This is a genomic window from Ruegeria sp. D7 (assembly GCF_056534355.1).
Genome location: NZ_JBQFPG010000015.1, coordinates 79,046 through 98,128 on the forward strand (window position 1 = coordinate 79,046; position 19,083 = coordinate 98,128).

Here is a 19,083-nt window from a genome sequence, read left to right on the forward strand (position 1 = left end):
AATCTGAGTCGCACGTCTAACATAGCGGATGAAATTCCCAAATAGGAGAATTACAGTATTTGGGAAAAATATCCGTGAAGGCGGAATCTTGCCCGTTCAGGCGTTTTTTACGATCAGGAAAACGCGGGCCGGGTTTTCAGCGCTTATCGAATGCGTAATATCGGCGGCATACCGGGCGGTATCCCCTTGTTTCAGATCGCTGGATGCCGTTCCCGAAGTGACACGGACGGCGCCTTCCAGCACAGTCAGTTGCTCTCGTGCGCCGCGCGCATGAGGCTGGCTGTTCAGGCTCCCATTGGCCTGAAACTGAATATCATAGACCTCGTGTCCTCCGGCCTCTTCGGGGGGAGAGAGGATGCGAATCCGGCATTTCTCGCCCATATTGTCGATACTGGGCACTTCTGCTTGACGCAGCACTTCGATCTGGTCGGTCGTTTTGGCGTCTTCCAAAAGTCCGGCGAAATCCACCTGCAGAGCGCGTGTCAGGTTCCACAGAGTCGAAATTGTGGGGCTGCTTTCGCCACGCTCGATCTGGCTGACCATGGAACGCGAGACGCCGCTGAGGTTGGCGACCGCCTCAAGCGACAGACCTTTGGCGCGGCGTGCCTCTTTCAATCGGGCGGGCAGGCGCGTCAGAATATCGTCTGTGTTTTCCGTCATGACGGAATCCATGGGTGTTGCGCAACGTAATGTCAATTCCGGCGTGACAGTGAGTCTAATATGAAGATCATGCTGCAGGTGCATAATGGGCGCGAGACTTGGAGGAGAAAACATGACGGACATAGTAATACTGGACGGTGCGCGCACAGCCATCGGGACCTTTGGCGGTGCGTTGGCCTCGACCGCTCCGATTGATCTGGCGACCGTGGCGACCGAGGCGGCAATGGAGCGTTCGGGCGTTGAAGGCGCGCAGATTGATCATGTTGTCTTTGGTCATGTGATCAACACCGAACCGCGCGACATGTATCTATCGCGAGTCGCCGCAATGCAGGCGGGTATTCCGAACGGGACTCCGGCGATGAACGTGAACCGGCTGTGCGGTTCAGGGGCGCAGGCAGTAGTGTCGGCGGTGCAGGCGCTGATGCTAGGCGATGCCGAGTTTGCCGTGGCGGGCGGTGCGGAAAGCATGTCGCGCAGCCCTTATGTCGTACCGCAGGCCCGTTGGGGGGCGAAGATGGGCGATGTCAAATCGCTCGACATGATGCTAGGTGCGCTGAACTGCCCATTCGGCACCGGGCATATGGGGGTGACCGCCGAGAATGTGGCAGATGAACACCAAATCAGCCGCGAACAGATGGACGCGTTTGCGCTGACCAGCCAGACCCGTGCGGCTGCGGCGATTGAGGCCGGGTATTTCGACAGCCAGATCGCGCCGGTGCAGGTCAAGGTCAAGCGCGACATGGTCGACTTCAAGGTCGATGAACATCCCAAGGCCACCACTGCCGAGGCGTTGGCCGGATTGCGCCCGGTATTCCAGAAAGATGGGCGGGTGACGGCGGGCAACGCCTCGGGCATCAATGACGGCGCGGCGGCGATGGTGTTGGCGACAGCGGATGCTGCAGAAAAGGCGGGCTTGAAACCCAAAGCGCGCGTGATTGGCTATGCGCATGCCGGCGTGCGACCCGAGGTGATGGGCATCGGCCCGGTTCCAGCTGTGCAGAACCTGTTCGCAAAGACGGGTTTGTCTGCGGATGATTTCGACGTGATCGAAAGCAACGAGGCGTTTGCGGCGCAAGCTCTGGCCGTCAATCAGGAATTGGGTCTGGACGCTGCAAAGGTGAATCCGAACGGTGGGGCTATTGCACTGGGCCATCCGGTGGGCGCCACAGGGGCGATTATCACGCTTAAGGCGTTGTATGAGTTGGAGCGTATTGGTGGATCAAAAGGTCTGATCACCATGTGCATCGGGGGCGGTCAAGGCATTGCCCTCGCCATCGAGCGGCTCTGAGTTGGACCGGGGCAAGGGGGGGCTGTCTGCCCCCCATCGCGCCGGGGTGCGATTCCCCCCCGAAGGTATTTTTGGCCAGATGAAGCGGTCGGGTTAGTTTAGCTGAGTGCGAAGATCACCAGCGTCGCGGCTATGCCTGCGGCCGCGCCGATCGCTGCTGGCAGAAGGTTCGCGATGAAACCCGGGGTCTTTGGGTCGTCTTTTTGAGTCTGGGCAATCAGGGCATTTTCCACCAGACCGGGCAAGCGGGGGCCGAAACGGGCAAGCACCAGGGCGGTTTTACCGAAATCGCGCAGGGCGGCGCGGGGGCCGATGGATTGTTTGATGTAATCCTCGACCACCGGTCGGGCGACCTCCCAGATGTTCATGTGATCATCAAGCGAGCGGGCGACGCCTTCGACCACCACCATGGTGCGTTGCAGCAGGATCAGCTCGGTGCGGGTTTCCATGCCAAAGCGTTCAGTGACTTCGAACAGGTAGCTCAGCAGCCGACCCATCGAGATATGGGTGGCGTCCATGCCGAAGATCGGCTCACCTACCGCGCGCAAGGCGCGGGCGAATTCGTCGACGTCCTGATTGGCAGGCACATAGCCTGCTTCGAAATGGACTTCAGCCACGCGTTTATAGTCGCGGCGGATGAAACCAAAGAGAATCTCGGCATAGACCCGGCGAGTGTATTCATCGATATGGCCCATGATGCCGTAGTCATAGGCGATAATGTCACCGTTCGCAGCGACCTTGAGGTTGCCTTGGTGCATGTCGGCGTGAAAATAGCCGTCGCGTAGCGCGTGCAACAGGAACAGGCGGAGCACGCGCTCAGCCAGATCGCGGCGATTATGTCCGGCAGCGTCCAGCGCGTTGTTATCTCCCAAGGGAATGCCATCAGCCCAGCTGAGCGTCATGACGCGACGAGCGGATAGCGACCAGACCACCGGAGGCAGCCAGAATCCAGCATCATCCTTGGTATTGGCAGCGTATTCCGAGGCGGCGGCGCTTTCCAGACGCAGGTCCAACTCGCCGCGTACTACGCCGTCGAAATGCTCGATCACTTCCATCGGGCGTAGTCGGCGCGCTCCGGGGGCGCAAAGTTGTACCATACGCGCGGCGAAATAGAACGCGTCTACATCCTTGCGGAAGGCGCGCTCGATACCCGGTCTCAGGACTTTGACAGCAACGTCTTCGCCTGTGCTGGTCAGCTTGGCCTTGTGAACCTGAGCAATCGAGGCAGCGGCGATGGGTTCACTGAACTCACTGAATATCTCTGACGTCGGTTGGCCTAACTCTTTCTCGACCTCTGCCATTGCTTCAGCTTTGGAAAAGGGCGGCAGCTTGTCTTGCAGAACACGCAGTTGCTCGGCCAGTTCATTTCCCACCACGTCGGGGCGGGTCGAAAGCACCTGCCCGAATTTGATGTAAGCCGGACCCAATGCGGTCAGGGCACGGGTGGCGGGCGGCATCTCGGGGTCGCCCTTGTAGCCCAGCCATTGGAACGGTTTGCCCAGCGTATGCGCCAGAATACGTACGGCGCGCGGCGCTTCAAACGCGTCCAGCACCACATTCATGGCACCGGTGCGTTCCAGCGTGGCGCCCGTCCGGACCAGGCGAATGATGTTGTGGGGGCCGCGCATCTAGATCTTCCAGCCAGAATGCAGTGCGGCAATGCCCATGCTCAGGTTGCGGTATTTGGCGTTTTCGAACCCGGCGGTGCGGACCATGTTCAGGAATGTCTCCTGATCTGGGAACTTGCGGATCGATTCCACAAGGTATTGATAGCTGTCGTAGTCGTTGGCGATCAGCTTGCCCATACGCGGGATGACATTGAAACTGTAGAGGTCGTAAAGCTTCTGCAGCCCGTCATTGGGTAACTGGCTGAACTCAAGCACCATCAGACGACCACCGGGCTTCAGAACGCGATAGGCCTCGTTCAGCGCCTCTTGCGGGCGGGTGACGTTCCGGATGCCGAAGGAGATGGTGTAGACGTCGAAGGTGTTATCCTCGAAGGGCAGCGCCATCGCATCGCCCACCACCCAATTCAGGCTGTCGGACATCTGGTCGGCCTCGGCGCGCTGGCGGCCTTCGACCAGCATCGGCTCGGTCAGGTCCAGCACGGTAGCATGGCCGTGGCCTGCGCGCTTCAGAAAGCGGAACGAGATATCGCCGGTGCCGCCCGCCACATCCAGAAGCCGCTGACCGGCGCGCGGGGCAAGCCAGTCCATCATCGCGTCTTTCCAGACCCGGTGGATGCCCATCGACATCACGTCGTTCATCACGTCGTATTTCGAGGCGACCGAATTGAACACGCCCTGTACGCGGCCGGCTTTTTCAGCCTCGCGCACTGTTTCGAACCCGAAATGGGTGGTCTTGTCGTTGGTGTCGGACATTTGCCTTGCCGTTTGTCGAATTTCGCCTCTGTTATAGGGCGATAAGAGGCGGGCACAATGCGGCCCTTTGGAATAGGAGCCCTGTAATGCCCGAATTGCCCGAGGTCGAGACAGTAAGACGCGGCCTGAGCCCCGCAATGGAGGGCGCAGTGATCGAAAGGGCGGATGTGAATCGCCCCGATTTGCGTTGGCCTTTCCCGGCTCGGATGGCCGAGCGGCTGACGGGGCAACGGGTGGATCGGCTGCGGCGACGGTCGAAGTACATTCTGGCGGATCTCAGCAGTGCCGAGACGTTGTTGATCCATCTGGGCATGTCGGGGCGGATGACGGTCTCTGGCGATCCGCTCGGACAGTATGCGCATGAGCATCCGATGGCGCAGAAACATGATCACGTGGTGTTTCATATGGCTAATGGCGCACGCATCACCTTCAACGATCCGCGCCGGTTCGGGGCAATGGACCTGCTGCCGACGGCAACGGCGGAGCAGCACAAGCTGCTATCGGTTCTGGGTCCTGAACCGTTGGGTAATGATTTTCACGAACAGCACCTGATAGACGCCTTCAAAGGCAAGAACAGCCCGGTCAAATCAGCGTTGTTGGATCAGGGAATCGTTGCTGGTTTGGGTAATATTTACGTCTGCGAAGCGCTTTATCGCGGCAAGGTGTCGCCACGTCGCAAAGCCGGACAGATTTCTGCGCCACGCGTTGCGGCCCTTGTGCCGATCATCAGAAAAGTGTTGCAGGACGCGATTGAAGCGGGTGGGTCATCGCTGCGCGATTTCCGCCAAGCCGATGGAGAACTTGGATATTTTCAACACAGTTTCGACGTCTACGGCCGCGAAGGAGAGCCTTGTCGAACTGAGGGTTGTGGTGCTGAAATCAAGAGAATCACCCAGTCCGGTCGCTCATCCTTCTATTGCGCGCAATGCCAAAGATAACTTGATCCAGCGAAATCGCGTGATAAGGAATCGTACCTGAACGGAACAACCGGAAGCTTACACCTCATGGCTTTTGAGACGATCATCGTCGAAATCGAAGACCACGTCGCCCTTATCAAGCTCAACCGCCCCGATGCGATGAACGCGCTGAACACCCAGTTGCTGGGTGAGCTGTGCGAGGCGCTGGAAGATGCGGATAGCAATGACAAGGTGCGCTGCATCGTCATCACCGGCTCGGACAAGGCCTTTGCCGCCGGTGCGGACATCAAGGAAATGTCCGAGATGAGTTTTGTCGATGTATTCGACGTCAATCTGTTTGCAGACGCCAACGATAGGGTTTCCGCGATCCGTAAACCTATTATCGCCGCCGTTGCCGGTTACGCGCTGGGCGGCGGCTGTGAACTGGCGATGCTGTGCGATTTCATCATCGCTGCCGACACCGCCAAGTTCGGCCAGCCCGAGATCAATCTGGGCGTCATCGCGGGGCTTGGTGGCAGTCAGCGTCTGACCCGCTTCGTTGGTAAGTCCAAATCGATGGATATGAACCTGACAGGCCGCTTCATGGACGCGGAAGAGGCCGAGCGCGCGGGATTGGTCAGTCGTGTCGTGCCCGCCAAAAAGCTGATCGAAGAGGCAACCGGTGCGGCGCAGAAGATTGCAGAGAAATCGCAGATCACGGCCATCGCGGCCAAAGAGGCTGTGAACCGCAGCTATGAGCTGCCGCTGAGCGAAGGCATGCTGTTTGAGCGTCGGGTGTTCCATTCGATGTTCGCGACAGAGGACCAGAAAGAAGGCATGGCCGCGTTTCTGGAAAAACGTGCGGCTCAGTTCCGCGACAAGTAATCGTAATCGTCGCTTAGTGATATTAGGCGGGCAGACCCCGCCTTTTTCCCTCATCACATACTGGAAGAATCAGCTTGGCAAACCTGCCAAACTTGGTTAGAGACCGCCGTCATACATGCGCGTGCGGCCCGCTTGGCCCGACTCACACTCGTGATTTCTGATCCGGTGCGGATATGTCCGTGGCGCGCAACCCAAGATAACCGTACCGAACAAAAGGTCAGAGACACATGGCAAATTCGCCCCAGGCAAAGAAACGCGCCCGTCAGAACGAGAAGCGCTTCGCCGTCAACAAAGCGCGTCGTTCGCGCATCCGTACCCACCTGCGCAAAGTTGAAGAAGCGATCGCATCCGGCGACAAGGACGCAGCTACCGCAGCCCTGCGCGCCGCTCAACCCGAGTTGATGCGTGGCGTCACCAAAGGCGTCTTCCACAAGAACACCGCAGCCCGCAAAATGTCGCGCCTGTCGGCGCGCGTCAAAGCGCTGGGCTGATTCTTTGGGAAAACGCGTCAAGCGTTGATTTACGAAAAAGGCGTCGCTGATTGCGACGCCTTTTTCATTGTTGCCGGAAAGCCGCGTCTTCACGAAGCCGAGAGATTCTTTCGCCCAGAACCCCGAGTCAATATCAGAGTTTCGTTGCCCGGACCCTTGAGCTCTTGCTACGACTTAGACAGCGATTCACTCGCTTGGGGGGACAGGCTGTTCCAAGGATCTGACCGACGGGCATCGGGAAGATTTAGGAACGAATGTTCGAAAGCTGGCTTCGGTCAGTTGGACGATCTGCTCTGGGTCTCGGGTTAGCCGAAGATCCTGGCCCTGTCGATAAATTGGAATATCATGCGCATCCCGGATTCCGGGTGTGCCCCCATTTTGGGGCCGTGCTGTATTGGACTGCGATGATATTCGAGCGTACCCGCCAGACCATCAGGTTTGGCGAAACGTTCCCTTGTGTGTGAGCGCCATAATGGCCCGTAATTCGGGACACATTAAAAAAGGCCTTAAGGCCAATAATGAATGGGATGCGTGAGGCGCCGAATGACACAAGAGAAATGGGGACAACTGCGTAGCAAATTGATGAAGGCGGTTGGGAAGAACAATTTTACCACCTGGATTGAACCCTTGGAGTTTCAGGAGTTGCAGGATGGTGTAGCGGTGTTCTCGGTGCCGACCAACTTCATGGGCAACTATGTCAGTCAGAATTTTGCGGACCTTATTCTCTATGAGCTGAACACATCGGGCGAAAAGGTTCAGCGCTTGGCATTTCGCACAGCGGCCAATTCGTCAGCCCGTCCCACATTGGTGGAAGAGCCCAAGCCATCTCCCGCGCCAGAAACCCGGCCCGCTGTTACAGATACAGCCAACGATGCGCTTGAAGCACTACAGGCTGCGCCACTGGATGCACGGTTTACCTTTGATAGCTTTGTTGTTGGCAAACCCAACGAACTTGCACATGCCGCAGCTCGCCGCGTATCCGAGGGTGGCCCGGTAACTTTCAATCCGCTCGTTCTCTACGGCGGTGTTGGACTGGGTAAAACCCACCTGATGCACGCGATTGCGTGGGAGTTGAAAACCAAGCACCCCGAGTTGAATGTGCTTTATCTGTCAGCAGAACAGTTCATGTATCGCTTTGTGCAGGCTTTGCGTGAACGCCGCATGATGGATTTCAAGCACTTGTTCCGTTCGGTCGATGTGCTGATGGTCGATGACGTGCAGTTCATCGCTGGCAAGGATTCGACGCAGGAAGAATTTTTCCACACGTTCAACGCGCTGGTGGATCAGAACAAGCAGATCATCATCTCGGCCGACCGCGCTCCGGGCGAAATCAAAGACCTTGAGGATCGCGTGAAATCGCGCTTGCAATGTGGCCTTGTCGTCGATCTTCATCCCACAGACTACGAATTGCGTCTGGGAATCCTGCAGAACAAAGTGCAGCAGTACAGCAGCACCTATCCCGATCTGACCATTGCTGATGGTGTATTGGAATTCCTTGCACACCGCATCTCGACCAATGTGCGCGTGCTGGAAGGGGCGCTGACCCGCTTGTTCGCCTTTGCCTCGCTGGTCGGGCGCGAGATCGATATGGAGCTGACGCAGGATTGTCTGGCCGATGTACTGCGCGCCTCCGAGCGCAAGATCACCGTCGAAGAGATCCAGCGAAAGGTCTCGGATTATTACAACATCCGCCTCAGCGATATCATCGGCCCTAAACGCCTGCGGTCCTATGCGCGTCCGCGTCAGGTGGCGATGTATCTGTGCAAGCAACTGACCAGTCGGTCGCTACCTGAGATTGGCCGTCGATTTGGCGGGCGAGACCACACCACGGTCATGCATGGCGTGAAGCGCATCGAAGAGCTGAAGTTGACCGATGGCCAGATTGCCGAAGATGTTGAGATGCTGCGCCGGGCCTTGGAAGCCTAAACCTCACTGAATCCTTGAAAAACACCCCGGACTATTGCGTTCGGGGTGTTTTCTTGTGCGCTATTGTCCACGGTTGAGAATGATCTGGTGTGTTTCACGCGCGCTGCTCTTGACCACCGAGGCAATCCGACCCAGAAATCCGTAAAAAATCCTTGTGCCTCAGGGCTGAGACGCTAACGTGCCAGTCCCGCCTATTTCGGCACGCAAGTCAAAGGAACAGAGGGTATGAAGATCAGCATCGAACGCGGCACCCTTCTCAAGGCCGTTTCGCAGGCCCAGTCAGTTGTCGAACGTCGCAACACCATTCCCATACTTGCCAACGTGCTGATCGAGGCCGAAGGCGATCAGGCGCTGTTTCGTGCCACCGATCTGGACATCGAAGTGGTCGACAAGGCCCCTGCGCAGGTCGAGAAAGCGGGCGCCACGACTGTTGCGGCCACAACGCTACATGAGATCGTACGCAAACTGCCCGATGGGGCGCTGGTGACCCTAACCGCAGATAGTGCAGCTGGGCGGTTGACCGTGGAAGCGGGGCGCTCGAATTTTTCTCTGGCCACGCTGCCGAAAGAAGATTTCCCGGTTATGGCGTCTTCAGAATACCAATCGAACTTTACGGCGTCGGCGGCATTGTTGCGCCGGCTGTTCGATAAATCGAAGTTTGCCATTTCCACGGAAGAGACGAGATATTATTTGAACGGCGTTTACATGCACGTTGCGGATGGTTCCGAGGGCGGCAAGGTACTGCGTTGCGTGGCGACTGATGGTCACCGCTTGGCACGGATCGATGCGGATCTGCCGGATGGTGCAGCGGATATGCCGGGCGTGATCGTGCCCCGCAAAACCGTGGGCGAACTGCGCAAGCTGCTGGATGATGACGAGATGGACATCGCCGTCTCGGTCAGTGAAACCAAGGTGCGGTTTGCAACGCCTGACATCACGCTCACCTCGAAAGTGATCGACGGAACGTTCCCGGATTACACACGTGTCATCCCGCAAGGTAACACGCGCAAGTTAGAAGTGGACGCGGCTGAATTCGCGCAGGCCGTGGATCGTGTGGCGACAGTTTCGTCCGAGCGGTCGCGGGCCGTCAAACTGCAATTGGATGCGGATAAGCTGGTTCTGTCAGTGAATGCACCCGACAGTGGTGCGGCTGAGGAAGAGCTGGCAGTTGCTTACGGGGATGAGCGCCTGGAGATCGGGTTCAACGCTAAGTATCTGCTCGAAATCGCGTCTCAGGTGGATCGTGAAAATGCGGTGTTTATGTTCAACTCGGCAGGTGATCCGACGCTGATGCGCGAAGGCAACGACCAAAGCGCGGTATATGTCGTAATGCCGATGCGCGTCTGATTGCCTCGACTGGGTGATCTCTAACGAAAGAGAGGGGTCATGGGATTGGCCCTGACCGAGCTTACGGTCTCGCATTTTCGGTCTCATAAGCTGGCGCGCCTGTCGTTGGACGGGCGGCCAGTCGCGATCCATGGGCCAAACGGTGCCGGTAAGACCAACATCCTGGAAGCGGTTTCTCTGTTTTCACCCGGGCGCGGGATGCGGCGGGCAAGCGCCGCTGAGATGACACGGCGCCCCGAGGCGCTGGGGTGGAAGCTGATTGGGCTATTGAATGCGCAAGGACAGAATTTCGAGATTGAAACCTGGTCCGAAGGTGGTGCGGCGCGGCAAGTGCGGATTGATGAGAAAACCTCAAGCCAGATTGAATTGGGAAAGCTGGCGCGGGTAGTTTGGTTAATCCCATCGATGGACCGTCTCTGGATCGAAGGGGCTGAAGGGCGGCGGCGGTTCCTCGACCGAATCGCGCTGAGTTTTGATCCGGCACATGCCGAGGCATCTCTGACCTATGAAAAAGCGATGCGCGAGCGGAACCGGTTGCTGAAAGAACAAGTTCGCGATGCCCATTGGTACGCGGCGCTGGAAGGGCAGATGGCCGAGATGGGGCATCGCATCCACGCCGCGCGGTTGAGTACGTTGGAGTATCTGCGCGCAGCACAGGACAAAGCTGAGACGGCCTTTCCGTCAGCGGATCTTGAATTGGTCCAAACCGAAGGTGCAATGCCTGAGACGGCGGAAGACTTGCGAGAAGCTTTGGATGAAAGCCGGTTTCGCGATCTGGCCGCCGGGCGGACTTTGGTCGGCCCGCATCGATCAGACCTGTATGGTGTATATTCCGCCAAGGGCGTTCCTGCCAAAGATTGCTCGACCGGTGAGCAGAAAGCATTGCTGGTGTCGCTGATCCTATCAAACGCGCGAGCGTTGGCGGAGATGGTTGGAGCACCTCCTATTGTATTGCTGGATGAGGTGGCCGCGCATCTGGATGCGGGTCGCCGCGCTGCGTTGTATGATGAGATTTGTGCGCTGGGCGCACAGGCCTGGATGACGGGCACCGGGCCTGAGCTATTTGCGGAATTGGGGGATCGAGCCCAAACGCTGGTCGTTACCGAAGGCGACGAGGGCTCGGTCGTCCGCGTTTAGGCAGGCTCGCCGACTTTGCGTTCCCAAAGGAAGCCGCGCATCACTTCGTCGACCGGGGTTTTGGCCATGTGGTTGACGTAGTTCGACATGGTTTTTTGTGCCAGACCCAGCACGACATCCAGGACCGCACGGTGGGAATAGCCAGCGTCAAAGAAGGCCTGCAACTGTTCTTCAGTCGGGTTTCCACGGGTTTCCATCACTTGCAGGGTAAAAGTGCGTAGCGCTTCCAGCTTGGCCGTGGGCAGCGGCGTTTCGTTGCGCAGCGCCTCGGTGATCTCGTCAGAGACCTTCATCATCTTTGCGATGCCGGTATGCGCAGGCACGCAGTAATGGCATTCGTTTTCGACATTGATGGTTTGCCAGACAACGGTTTTTTCGTCGTTGTTGAAATCGGTCTGCAGAAACAGGCCGTGCAGAACCTGATAGCCTTCCAGATGCTGGGGGCTTTCAGCCATTACTTTATGAAGACCGGGCAGGCGGCCGAATGCAGCCTGAGATTTCTCAAGCAGCGGCTTGGACCCTTCCGGGGCGGTTTCTAGGTCGTGAGACGGGAAATTGGCCATGTCAAAACTCCTGTTTCTGGCGCGATGAGTCGTATTTAGGGTTTCTTGAGCGATCACTCAAGTATATATTTGAGCGAACGTTCAAGAATTGGTGAAACGATGCCCCGCAAACCCTCATATGACCGAGACGCGCTTATCGCGCAGGCGCGAGACATTTTTTGGCGTCACGGCTGGGCGGGGACATCGCTTAAGGATCTCGAGCGAGAGCTGAAGCTTAAACCGGGCAGCTTCTACGCGGCGTTCGGGTCGAAAGATGCGCTCTACGCCCTGGCGTTAGAGCGGTATACTCGGGAAGGGGTTGCCAATATGAAGGCTTTGGCGCAGGAATTGGGCCCGCTTGGTGCTCTTAAGGTGCAACCTCGTCGTGTGATCGAGGCGTCGGAACTGCCAACAAAAGCCTGCATGTTGGCGAAGACTTATGCGGAATTGCAAGCCAAAGACCATGATTTGGCTGATCAGGCGCAAACCCATATGGCTGACATGAAAGCTTGTTTTGCGGACCTCTTTCGCAGCGCGCAGAAGGCCGGAGAAATCGCGCCAAGTCATGACCCGGATCGCTTGGCGGCGCGCTATCAATCCGACCTTCTGGGGTTGCGATTGTCAGCCGAACGGGACGATGTGAACGCGGCAGAAATTGCCGAGGATATTGCAGCAGACCTTGATCGGCTTTGATCCGCAAATTAAGCGGATCAGAACCACAAAATATGGGGGGAGCACGTGACAATCCCCACCAGAAAACGTATAAGTTACCAAAATAATATAGGTACTAACGGCATGTCCGAAGACGCACAGGCACCCCAAGAATACGGCGCTGATTCCATCAAAGTTCTCAAAGGCTTAGAGGCAGTTCGCAAACGTCCCGGTATGTATATCGGGGATACGGATGATGGTTCGGGTCTGCACCATATGGTGTACGAGGTTGTCGATAACGGAATTGACGAGGCACTGGCCGGTCATGCCGACCATGTGACTGTAAAAATTCACGCTGATTCCAGCGTTTCGGTCAGCGACAATGGACGTGGAATCCCGGTGGATATCCACCCCGAGGAAGGCGTTTCAGCGGCTGAAGTCATCATGACCCAACTGCACGCTGGCGGTAAGTTCGACAGCAACTCGTACAAGGTGTCAGGCGGTCTGCATGGAGTGGGCGTCTCGGTGGTGAATGCGCTATCCGATTGGCTGGAACTGCGCATTTGGCGGGCCGGCAAGGAACATGTGGCGCGTTTTGAGGGCGGTGAGACGGCGGAACATCTGAAAGTCGTCGGCGAGTGCGGCGATCGCACGGGAACCGAGGTACGATTTCTGGCCTCGACCAACACGTTCTCGAACCTCGAGTACTCGTTTGAGACGCTGGAAAAGCGCTTGCGCGAGCTGGCCTTCCTGAACTCAGGCGTGCGGATCATCCTAATCGACGAACGCCCTGCTGAGCGGCTGGAAACCGAGCTGTTCTACGAGGGCGGCGTCAAAGAGTTTGTCAAATATCTCGACCGGTCCAAGACCCCGGCGATGCCCGAACCGATTTATATCAAGGGCGAGCGTGACGATATCGGCGTGGAAATCGCCATGTGGTGGAACGACAGTTATCATGAGACCGTGCTGCCCTTCACCAATAACATCCCGCAGCGCGATGGCGGCACCCATGTGGCTGGGTTCCGCGGCGCGCTGACCCGGACGATCAACAACTATGCGCAGTCCAGCGGCATAGCAAAGAAGGAAAAGGTCAGCTTCACCGGTGACGATGCACGCGAAGGCCTGACCTGCGTGTTGTCTGTGAAAGTGCCCGATCCGAAATTCTCGTCCCAGACCAAGGACAAGTTGGTCAGCTCTGAGGTGCGCCCGGCGGTCGAAGGTCTGATGAACGAGAAGCTGGCTGAATGGTTCGAAGAGAACCCGAATGAGGCTAAGGGGATTGTCGGTAAGATCATCGAGGCGGCTTTAGCGCGCGAGGCCGCCCGTAAAGCTCGCGAATTGACCCGCCGCAAGACTGCGATGGATGTGAACTATCTGGCTGGTAAGCTCAAGGATTGCTCTGAAAAAGATCCGTCCAAGACTGAAGTTTTCCTGGTCGAGGGGGACTCGGCTGGTGGTTCTGCCCAGACCGGTCGGGATCGGCTGACTCAGGCTGTTCTGCCTTTGCGTGGCAAAATCTTGAACGTGGAACGGGCGCGGTTTGACCGGATGTTGTCGAGCCAAGAGATCGGTAACCTCGTGATGGCGTTGGGCACCGGCATTGGCCGCGACGAATTCAACATCGAAAAACTGCGTTACCACAAAATCGTCATTATGACGGACGCAGATGTTGACGGCGCGCATATCCGCACCCTCTTGTTGACCTTCTTCTACCGGCAAATGCCAGAGTTGATCGAGGGCGGGTATCTCTACATCGCTCAACCACCGCTATACAAGGTTTCTAGAGGTAAATCAGAGGTTTACCTGAAGGACCAGGCTGCGCTGGATGATTATTTGATCAATCAGGGCGTCGAAGGCGCAGTACTTAAATTAGGCTCGGGCGAGGAAATCATCGGCCAGGACCTGACCCGCGTAGTGGATGAAGCGCGCCAGCTGAAGCGTGTGCTGGACGCCTTTCCAACGCATTATCCACGCCATATTCTGGAGCAGGCTGCTGTAGCCGGTGCTTTCGTGCCCGGCGCTGTTGATGCCGATTTGCAGGGCGTGGCCGACAAGGTCGCGGCGCGCCTTGACTTGATTGCACTGGAATACGAACGCGGCTGGCAAGGCCGCATCACACAGGATCACGGCATCCGCCTCGCGCGCATCCTGCGCGGTGTGGAAGAAGTACGCACACTGGACGGCCCCATGTTGCGTTCGGGTGAGGCTCGCAAAACCGGCAGTTTCACCCAAAGCCTGCAAGAGGTCTACAACACCCCCGCAACGTTGGTGCGTCGCGATCGGGGTCAAGTCATACACGGCCCGCTCGACCTGCTGCGCGCGATTCTGGAAGAAGGCGAAAAGGGCTTGTCGCTGCAACGCTACAAAGGTTTGGGAGAGATGAACCCCGATCAACTCTGGGAAACAACGCTGGACCCGGACGCACGGACCCTTTTGCAAGTACGCGTGGATGATATGGTCGAGGCCGATGATCTGTTCACCAAGCTTATGGGTGATGTGGTAGAGCCACGCCGTGAATTCATTCAAAAGAATGCTCTGAGCGTGGAGAATTTGGATTTTTGAGCGGTTGTAGGTTTGCGCATAACACTTCGCGCACCCCATAAGTTTACGTAGTTCGCCCATAGTTTTGCGCTGCGCGTTTGTCTGCATTAGCGACGAATTCAATCAGTTTATGGCTTAGTCGTCGCGGTTATGGCCCTTTGCATTGCTCAACCCCGCAAAGGGCCTCCCTAAGGAAACTTGGATTCTCGCGAAGGTCTGCGATGCGCAGAAAGCGGACTTTGCAAAGTCTTGGGTACAGATCGTAATAGAAGTCTATTTTCTCAGAACTCTGGGCCTAAGCATCGCTGGCTGGGGATTAGAAGCGCGAACGACGGATTCAGTTTCAAGGTTCAAATCCATCTTAGCGGATCGTCCAGAGACTGTTGATCTTCCCCGAGTTCAGAGCGAAGTAGACAGATAGAATGATGCGGCGTGACGCCAATTTATTTCCTACCGACCCGAAGCGGGCAGGGATTGGCTCAAGGCAGTTCCAGGAAGGGTCAAGATAGACGCAGAAAACAAATGGCTGAACAGAGTTCTGGACTGTGACATAGATGATCTTCGCCGAGGTTGGGTGTGGGTGAACTAGTAGTTGAAACGCAAACCTAAGCCGGCACCTTTATCGTAGGGGCGGTCGGAACCTATACCGATGAGGAAATCAGCATAAATTGCGATGCCAGGACTGAGGTTCTTGCCAATCTGGAACTCAGCGGTCGCTGGCCAAGCATCATTCTCCCAGTCATATGGTGCTTTGATATCAGCCTTGGCCCAGTACCCATCGCCAAACGGTTGTAGCGCAATCAACCGCATCGCGGTTTGGTTTATGTCCGTCGGGCCATTGTATGAAGCAAAATGCTGGAGCAGTGGGATCAGCGTCAGCCCTGATTTTGTGTTTGCAAAGGCGAACCCGCCAAAAGGCGCAATTTGATCGGACCCGGTTCCGATCCCTTTTTCCGGGTCGCCAAAGTCCAGTATCCACTCCAGGCCAATGGCCGACTTGATGGCCCACGTTTCGTTGAGCGGTCTCTGAGAAGGGAAATAGATCGCTTTGAGGCTCAATTTCTCAAAGTCAGTGAACCGAGTTCCAGTCACATCCGTTGAGTTGTGGTGCAACTCATATTTCAGTTTCAGATCAGGCCGCAGCATGTATGCGCCATCTATAAAGGCGTCCTGCTTGTCAGCACCGTTGCCCAAATCAAAATACTGATACCGGATGTCCGTGTTATTGACTGCGGCCAAAGGGTTTGAAGCGTTTTCATCGGCGATTGCTGGGGCCGCAACAATGCCAGTCGCCAATGCAAGGACAAGCGCTTGGATTTTCATATTGTTTCCAGAATTTTTGTTGTGGATGCCAAGCCCCACATCAAGCATATCATTATCTGATGCGGGGCTTGCATTACTCTTATCAGCTTCACCTTTTAGTCGGGCTGAATGTCCCGCTTGGCGACAAAGGCATCCACCGCTGCGACGGTTTCAGGACGAAGGTTCACGATACCTTCATAGGGACGTCCAGTCGCGGCCGGTTGATCGGGGTACATTTCCTTGAATTTCAGGTGGCGGGCAATAATGCGGTTAAACTCATGTCCAGCCCATGCTCCGATCTCGGTCGATACGCTCTGTTCTTCGCGGGGGTCGCGGAACAGGTTGTAGAACTTGGCCACGATAGCATTTTCACCTTTGGCCGGAACTTTGAGTTTGATGTGTTCCTTTACCACCTCTTTCAGCGAATTGATCGAGTAGATCAGTACATGATCCCTGCGCCCATGCGTATCGCCAATAAACATCAGGGACGTCTGATCGACACCGTCAATGATCCGGTCGCGGGGGATGGCATCCATCGCTCCGCCGATACGCGCAATTGAAGTGAACAAATCAGAGATATGAATAATGTCAGATACAATCGAGTCTCCCTCGATCAAGCCGGGCAGGCGGGCAAACGCGTCCACCCGAACGCCTCCTTCAGACGTATCGGCCTTGCCGCCGCGGAAGACCAGCGGCGAAAACCCACTGCCGGGGGCATATTTGGTGAAGTGACCGTTGTCGCCCATCAAAACGATCAGGGTATTGTCCCTGAGCCCCAGCGCATCGACTTCGTTCAGAATGACCCCTATCCATTCATCCAGCTCTTCCATGCTTTCAACGAATGTACCGCCGTTGGGTGTCGTGAACGCCTCTCTCGTCGTGCGCGTTGTCGACAGAGGGACAAGCGGCCAGTATTGCAGGAAGAACGGTTCATCCCGTTCTGCTAGCAGGCGCAACTGTTCCATCGCCTGTGCCTGATAGCGGATGTTCATTTCATTATATTTGTCCTGGGTCCATTTCTCACCCGGTTCCATATGGACTTCGCGGACCTCCCCGCCAATAACAGCTTCAAGGCCGGTAATCATGTGTCCCGGATCAGGGCGAAACCAATCATCCAGCGTGTATTTGGAGTTGTAGTTGTCTTCCCCTATGGCCATGGTGATTTCTTCCTTGGCTGCATCTTCGTTGAAGATGGCCAACTGGCCCTGCTGATGGATGGGGAACGCGGCGTAGTCAAAGCCCTGATAAGTAGGCCAGGATTCCTGAATGTCGCCCATGTGCCATTTGCCAACATGCGAGGTGTTGTAGCCTACGGATTTCAGAACTTCGGCAATTGTGACTTCTTCATCGGCAAGGCCAAAACCTGAAATATCGACGGCGGTATCGCCCATCCCATTGCGATACGGCTGGCGACCCGTCATGAAGGCGACCCGCGACGGTGTGCAGGACGGCTCGGTATACATGCGCGCAAACCGCATGCTTTCCTCTGCGAGCGCGTTGATATTGGGCGTCGAATACCCGCGTATCGCGTTCATCTCGGGCATACCCATGTCGCCAAAACCCATATCGTCAATAAGGATGTAGAAGATGTTTGGAGGGTTCCCTCCGTTTTTCTCACGAAAATCGGCCAGCAGTTGGTCAACCTGTGCGTCGTTCTCGACCCAAACGGCTGCGTTTTGTTGCTTCAGCACATAGTATTCCGCATCATGCACGATATTGCTGTCCTGAGCTGCCGCCGTGATAGCGGAGCCGGCAAAGACCAGCGCGGAGAGGAACAGTTTTGATTTCATGAGATACCCCTGTTTCATGATTTACTTGTTTTCAGACCTTCAAGGATCAGATGATGGCAAAAGGTTGAAAGGGAGAGTTCGCTGTCTTCAGCCTGTGAGCGCAACAACTCTTTTTCGCTTTTGGTTAGCAGCGTTACGACGCGTTCGGTGCGCGCAGTATCATCAGGCAACGATGGGCGTCCGAACCTCTTCCCTCTCGATTTGTCTGCTTTGTCTTGCAATTTCCCAAGCCTACATATTCGAATAACATTTCATGAAAACTACCTGCGGGGCGGAATGGACGACATCAAAAAACGATCAGCCCCCCAAAAAACCTGCGCCCCAAACACACTTTTTTTGCAGGACCCTTCGCAATTCCGCCAGCTGTCCCAATGGGATGTCGAGCTACGCCAACTTGAAGAGGGAACTATGAACTCTTCGGTATCCGTTTGGGCAGGTCTTGACCTTCAAATGATTGATTTGTCGTTTGATAAGGCTGTGTACCAAACCGGTGTTTCTCGCTCTGACATTCTAGCGTTTGGCTTACCAGACAAAGGGAGTGTACGGACTTGGCTTAACGGCTCACCCTCAGACACCGCTCTGATGAATTTTGGTAGCGGAGACCCTTTTGAAGGCGTGAGCAATTCAACGCTCACAGGCCTGACCTTCGCCATCGACATCCGAAGGGCTCAACGGATCGCCGACGATTGCGGTCTTGATATCAGCACCGTGCGAAATGACGCTTTAAGATCTTTCGTTAGCGACGCTGGCAAGCTTCATTCCTTAGTCCAAAACAAAGCGCGCTTTCTAATTGGATCAGCGGCCGGACCAAGCTCTGATAGTGAAGAGAGTGATATGATCTTAGAGCTTCTGGAAATGCTGGTGGTAGGCGAAAAATGGAGTGATCGGCGAAACAGTAAAAATAGAACCCGGCTAGCACAACAAGCCGTTGACTTCATGCGGGCCCATTTGATGGATAACGTGTCAATCGGTGAAGTATGTGCAAATATTCAGGTATCCGCATGCACTCTTCGTCGCGCGTTTCAGGAAACATATGGGGTGAGCCCCAAGCAGTTTTATCTAAGAGCCCGTCTCGGTGCTGTGCGCCATGAACTGGTATCCTGCTCGCCAGAGGAGAGTATATCGGACATCGCAAACGCTTACGGATTTTGGCACATGGGTCAGTTCGCGCGAGACTACAGAGCACTCTTTGGACAACTGCCGACACAAACGTTGTCAGGCAAAATGAACTGAAACAGAGCTTGGC

At 56.1% G+C, this 19,083-nt stretch carries 16 protein-coding genes; 10 read left to right on the forward strand and 6 right to left on the reverse strand.

The annotated features are described in order from the left end of the window. Positions 1–96: 96 nt before the first annotated feature. On the reverse strand, positions 97–660 hold the full coding sequence (locus ACRZ9U_RS17895; RefSeq protein ID WP_170395365.1) for a helix-turn-helix domain-containing protein: 564 nt from the start codon (positions 658–660) through the stop codon (positions 97–99). A 112-nt stretch (positions 661–772) separates the two neighbouring features. On the opposite strand from ACRZ9U_RS17895, the gene ACRZ9U_RS17900 reads away from it, so the two are divergent. Continuing rightward, a complete protein-coding gene (locus tag ACRZ9U_RS17900) occupies positions 773–1,948 on the forward strand; it encodes an acetyl-CoA C-acyltransferase family protein (protein WP_170408660.1) in 1,176 nt (391 codons plus the stop codon). 98 nt (positions 1,949–2,046) lie between these two features. On the opposite strand, the gene ubiB is transcribed toward ACRZ9U_RS17900, so the two are convergent. Then, positions 2,047–3,576 carry a 2-polyprenylphenol 6-hydroxylase gene (gene ubiB / locus ACRZ9U_RS17905; protein ID WP_170408659.1) on the reverse strand — a complete coding sequence of 510 codons (1,530 nt, stop codon included), beginning with the start codon at positions 3,574–3,576 and terminating at the stop codon, positions 2,047–2,049. After that, entirely contained in the window at positions 3,577–4,329 is a 753-nt protein-coding gene (gene ubiE, locus ACRZ9U_RS17910; protein WP_170408658.1) for a bifunctional demethylmenaquinone methyltransferase/2-methoxy-6-polyprenyl-1,4-benzoquinol methylase UbiE, read from the reverse strand. Between the two features lie 86 nt (positions 4,330–4,415). Here ubiE and mutM point away from each other — a divergent pair, with 86 nt between their 5' ends. The 6 genes from mutM (at position 4,416) to recF (ending at position 11,011) form a co-directional block, all read left to right on the forward strand. After that, positions 4,416–5,267 (forward strand): bifunctional DNA-formamidopyrimidine glycosylase/DNA-(apurinic or apyrimidinic site) lyase, encoded by an 852-nt coding sequence (mutM, locus tag ACRZ9U_RS17915; protein WP_170408657.1) that lies wholly within the window; start codon positions 4,416–4,418, stop codon positions 5,265–5,267. A gap of 66 nt (positions 5,268–5,333) precedes the next feature. Further along, the gene (locus tag ACRZ9U_RS17920) at positions 5,334–6,110 is read left to right on the forward strand and encodes an enoyl-CoA hydratase (protein ID WP_170395375.1); all 777 of its coding nucleotides are present in this window, start codon (positions 5,334–5,336) and stop codon (positions 6,108–6,110) included. Positions 6,111–6,337: 227 nt separating this feature from the next. After that, positions 6,338–6,601: a 30S ribosomal protein S20 gene (gene rpsT, locus ACRZ9U_RS17925; protein ID WP_010442545.1), complete on the forward strand. Its 264-nt coding sequence runs from the start codon at positions 6,338–6,340 to the stop codon at positions 6,599–6,601. A 543-nt stretch (positions 6,602–7,144) separates the two neighbouring features. Further along, complete coding sequence (dnaA, locus tag ACRZ9U_RS17930; protein WP_170408656.1) at positions 7,145–8,527, forward strand: chromosomal replication initiator protein DnaA; 1,383 nt, start codon at positions 7,145–7,147, stop codon at positions 8,525–8,527. 225 nt (positions 8,528–8,752) lie between these two features. Further along, positions 8,753–9,874, forward strand: a complete 1,122-nt coding sequence (gene dnaN, locus ACRZ9U_RS17935) for a DNA polymerase III subunit beta (RefSeq protein WP_010442547.1) — start codon at positions 8,753–8,755, stop codon at positions 9,872–9,874. 39 nt (positions 9,875–9,913) lie between these two features. Beyond that, positions 9,914–11,011, forward strand: coding sequence for a DNA replication/repair protein RecF (gene recF, locus ACRZ9U_RS17940; RefSeq protein ID WP_170408655.1), 1,098 nt, complete (start codon positions 9,914–9,916; stop codon positions 11,009–11,011). On the opposite strand, the gene ACRZ9U_RS17945 is transcribed toward recF, so the two are convergent. Then, positions 11,008–11,574 (reverse strand): carboxymuconolactone decarboxylase family protein, encoded by a 567-nt coding sequence (locus ACRZ9U_RS17945; protein WP_170423365.1) that lies wholly within the window; start codon positions 11,572–11,574, stop codon positions 11,008–11,010. The genes recF and ACRZ9U_RS17945 overlap by 4 nt on opposite strands. Positions 11,575–11,673: 99 nt before the next feature. On the opposite strand from ACRZ9U_RS17945, the gene ACRZ9U_RS17950 reads away from it, so the two are divergent. Together ACRZ9U_RS17950 and gyrB are read left to right on the forward strand one after the other, a co-directional pair. Further along, positions 11,674–12,246, forward strand: a complete 573-nt coding sequence (locus ACRZ9U_RS17950; protein WP_170408653.1) for a TetR/AcrR family transcriptional regulator — start codon at positions 11,674–11,676, stop codon at positions 12,244–12,246. Between the two features lie 102 nt (positions 12,247–12,348). Next, a complete protein-coding gene (gene gyrB / locus ACRZ9U_RS17955; RefSeq protein WP_170395385.1) occupies positions 12,349–14,766 on the forward strand; it encodes a DNA topoisomerase (ATP-hydrolyzing) subunit B in 2,418 nt (805 codons plus the stop codon). Positions 14,767–15,330: 564 nt separating this feature from the next. Here the strand turns inward: gyrB and ACRZ9U_RS17960 are convergent. Beyond that, a complete protein-coding gene (locus ACRZ9U_RS17960) occupies positions 15,331–16,068 on the reverse strand; it encodes a hypothetical protein (protein WP_480902566.1) in 738 nt (245 codons plus the stop codon). Between the two features lie 95 nt (positions 16,069–16,163). Further along, complete coding sequence (locus tag ACRZ9U_RS17965; protein ID WP_170554587.1) at positions 16,164–17,837, reverse strand: sulfatase-like hydrolase/transferase; 1,674 nt, start codon at positions 17,835–17,837, stop codon at positions 16,164–16,166. 276 nt (positions 17,838–18,113) lie between these two features. Between ACRZ9U_RS17965 and ACRZ9U_RS17970 the strand changes: the two genes are divergently transcribed. Beyond that, positions 18,114–19,070 carry a helix-turn-helix domain-containing protein gene (locus ACRZ9U_RS17970; protein WP_170554589.1) on the forward strand — a complete coding sequence of 319 codons (957 nt, stop codon included), beginning with the start codon at positions 18,114–18,116 and terminating at the stop codon, positions 19,068–19,070. Positions 19,071–19,083 lie beyond the last annotated feature (13 nt).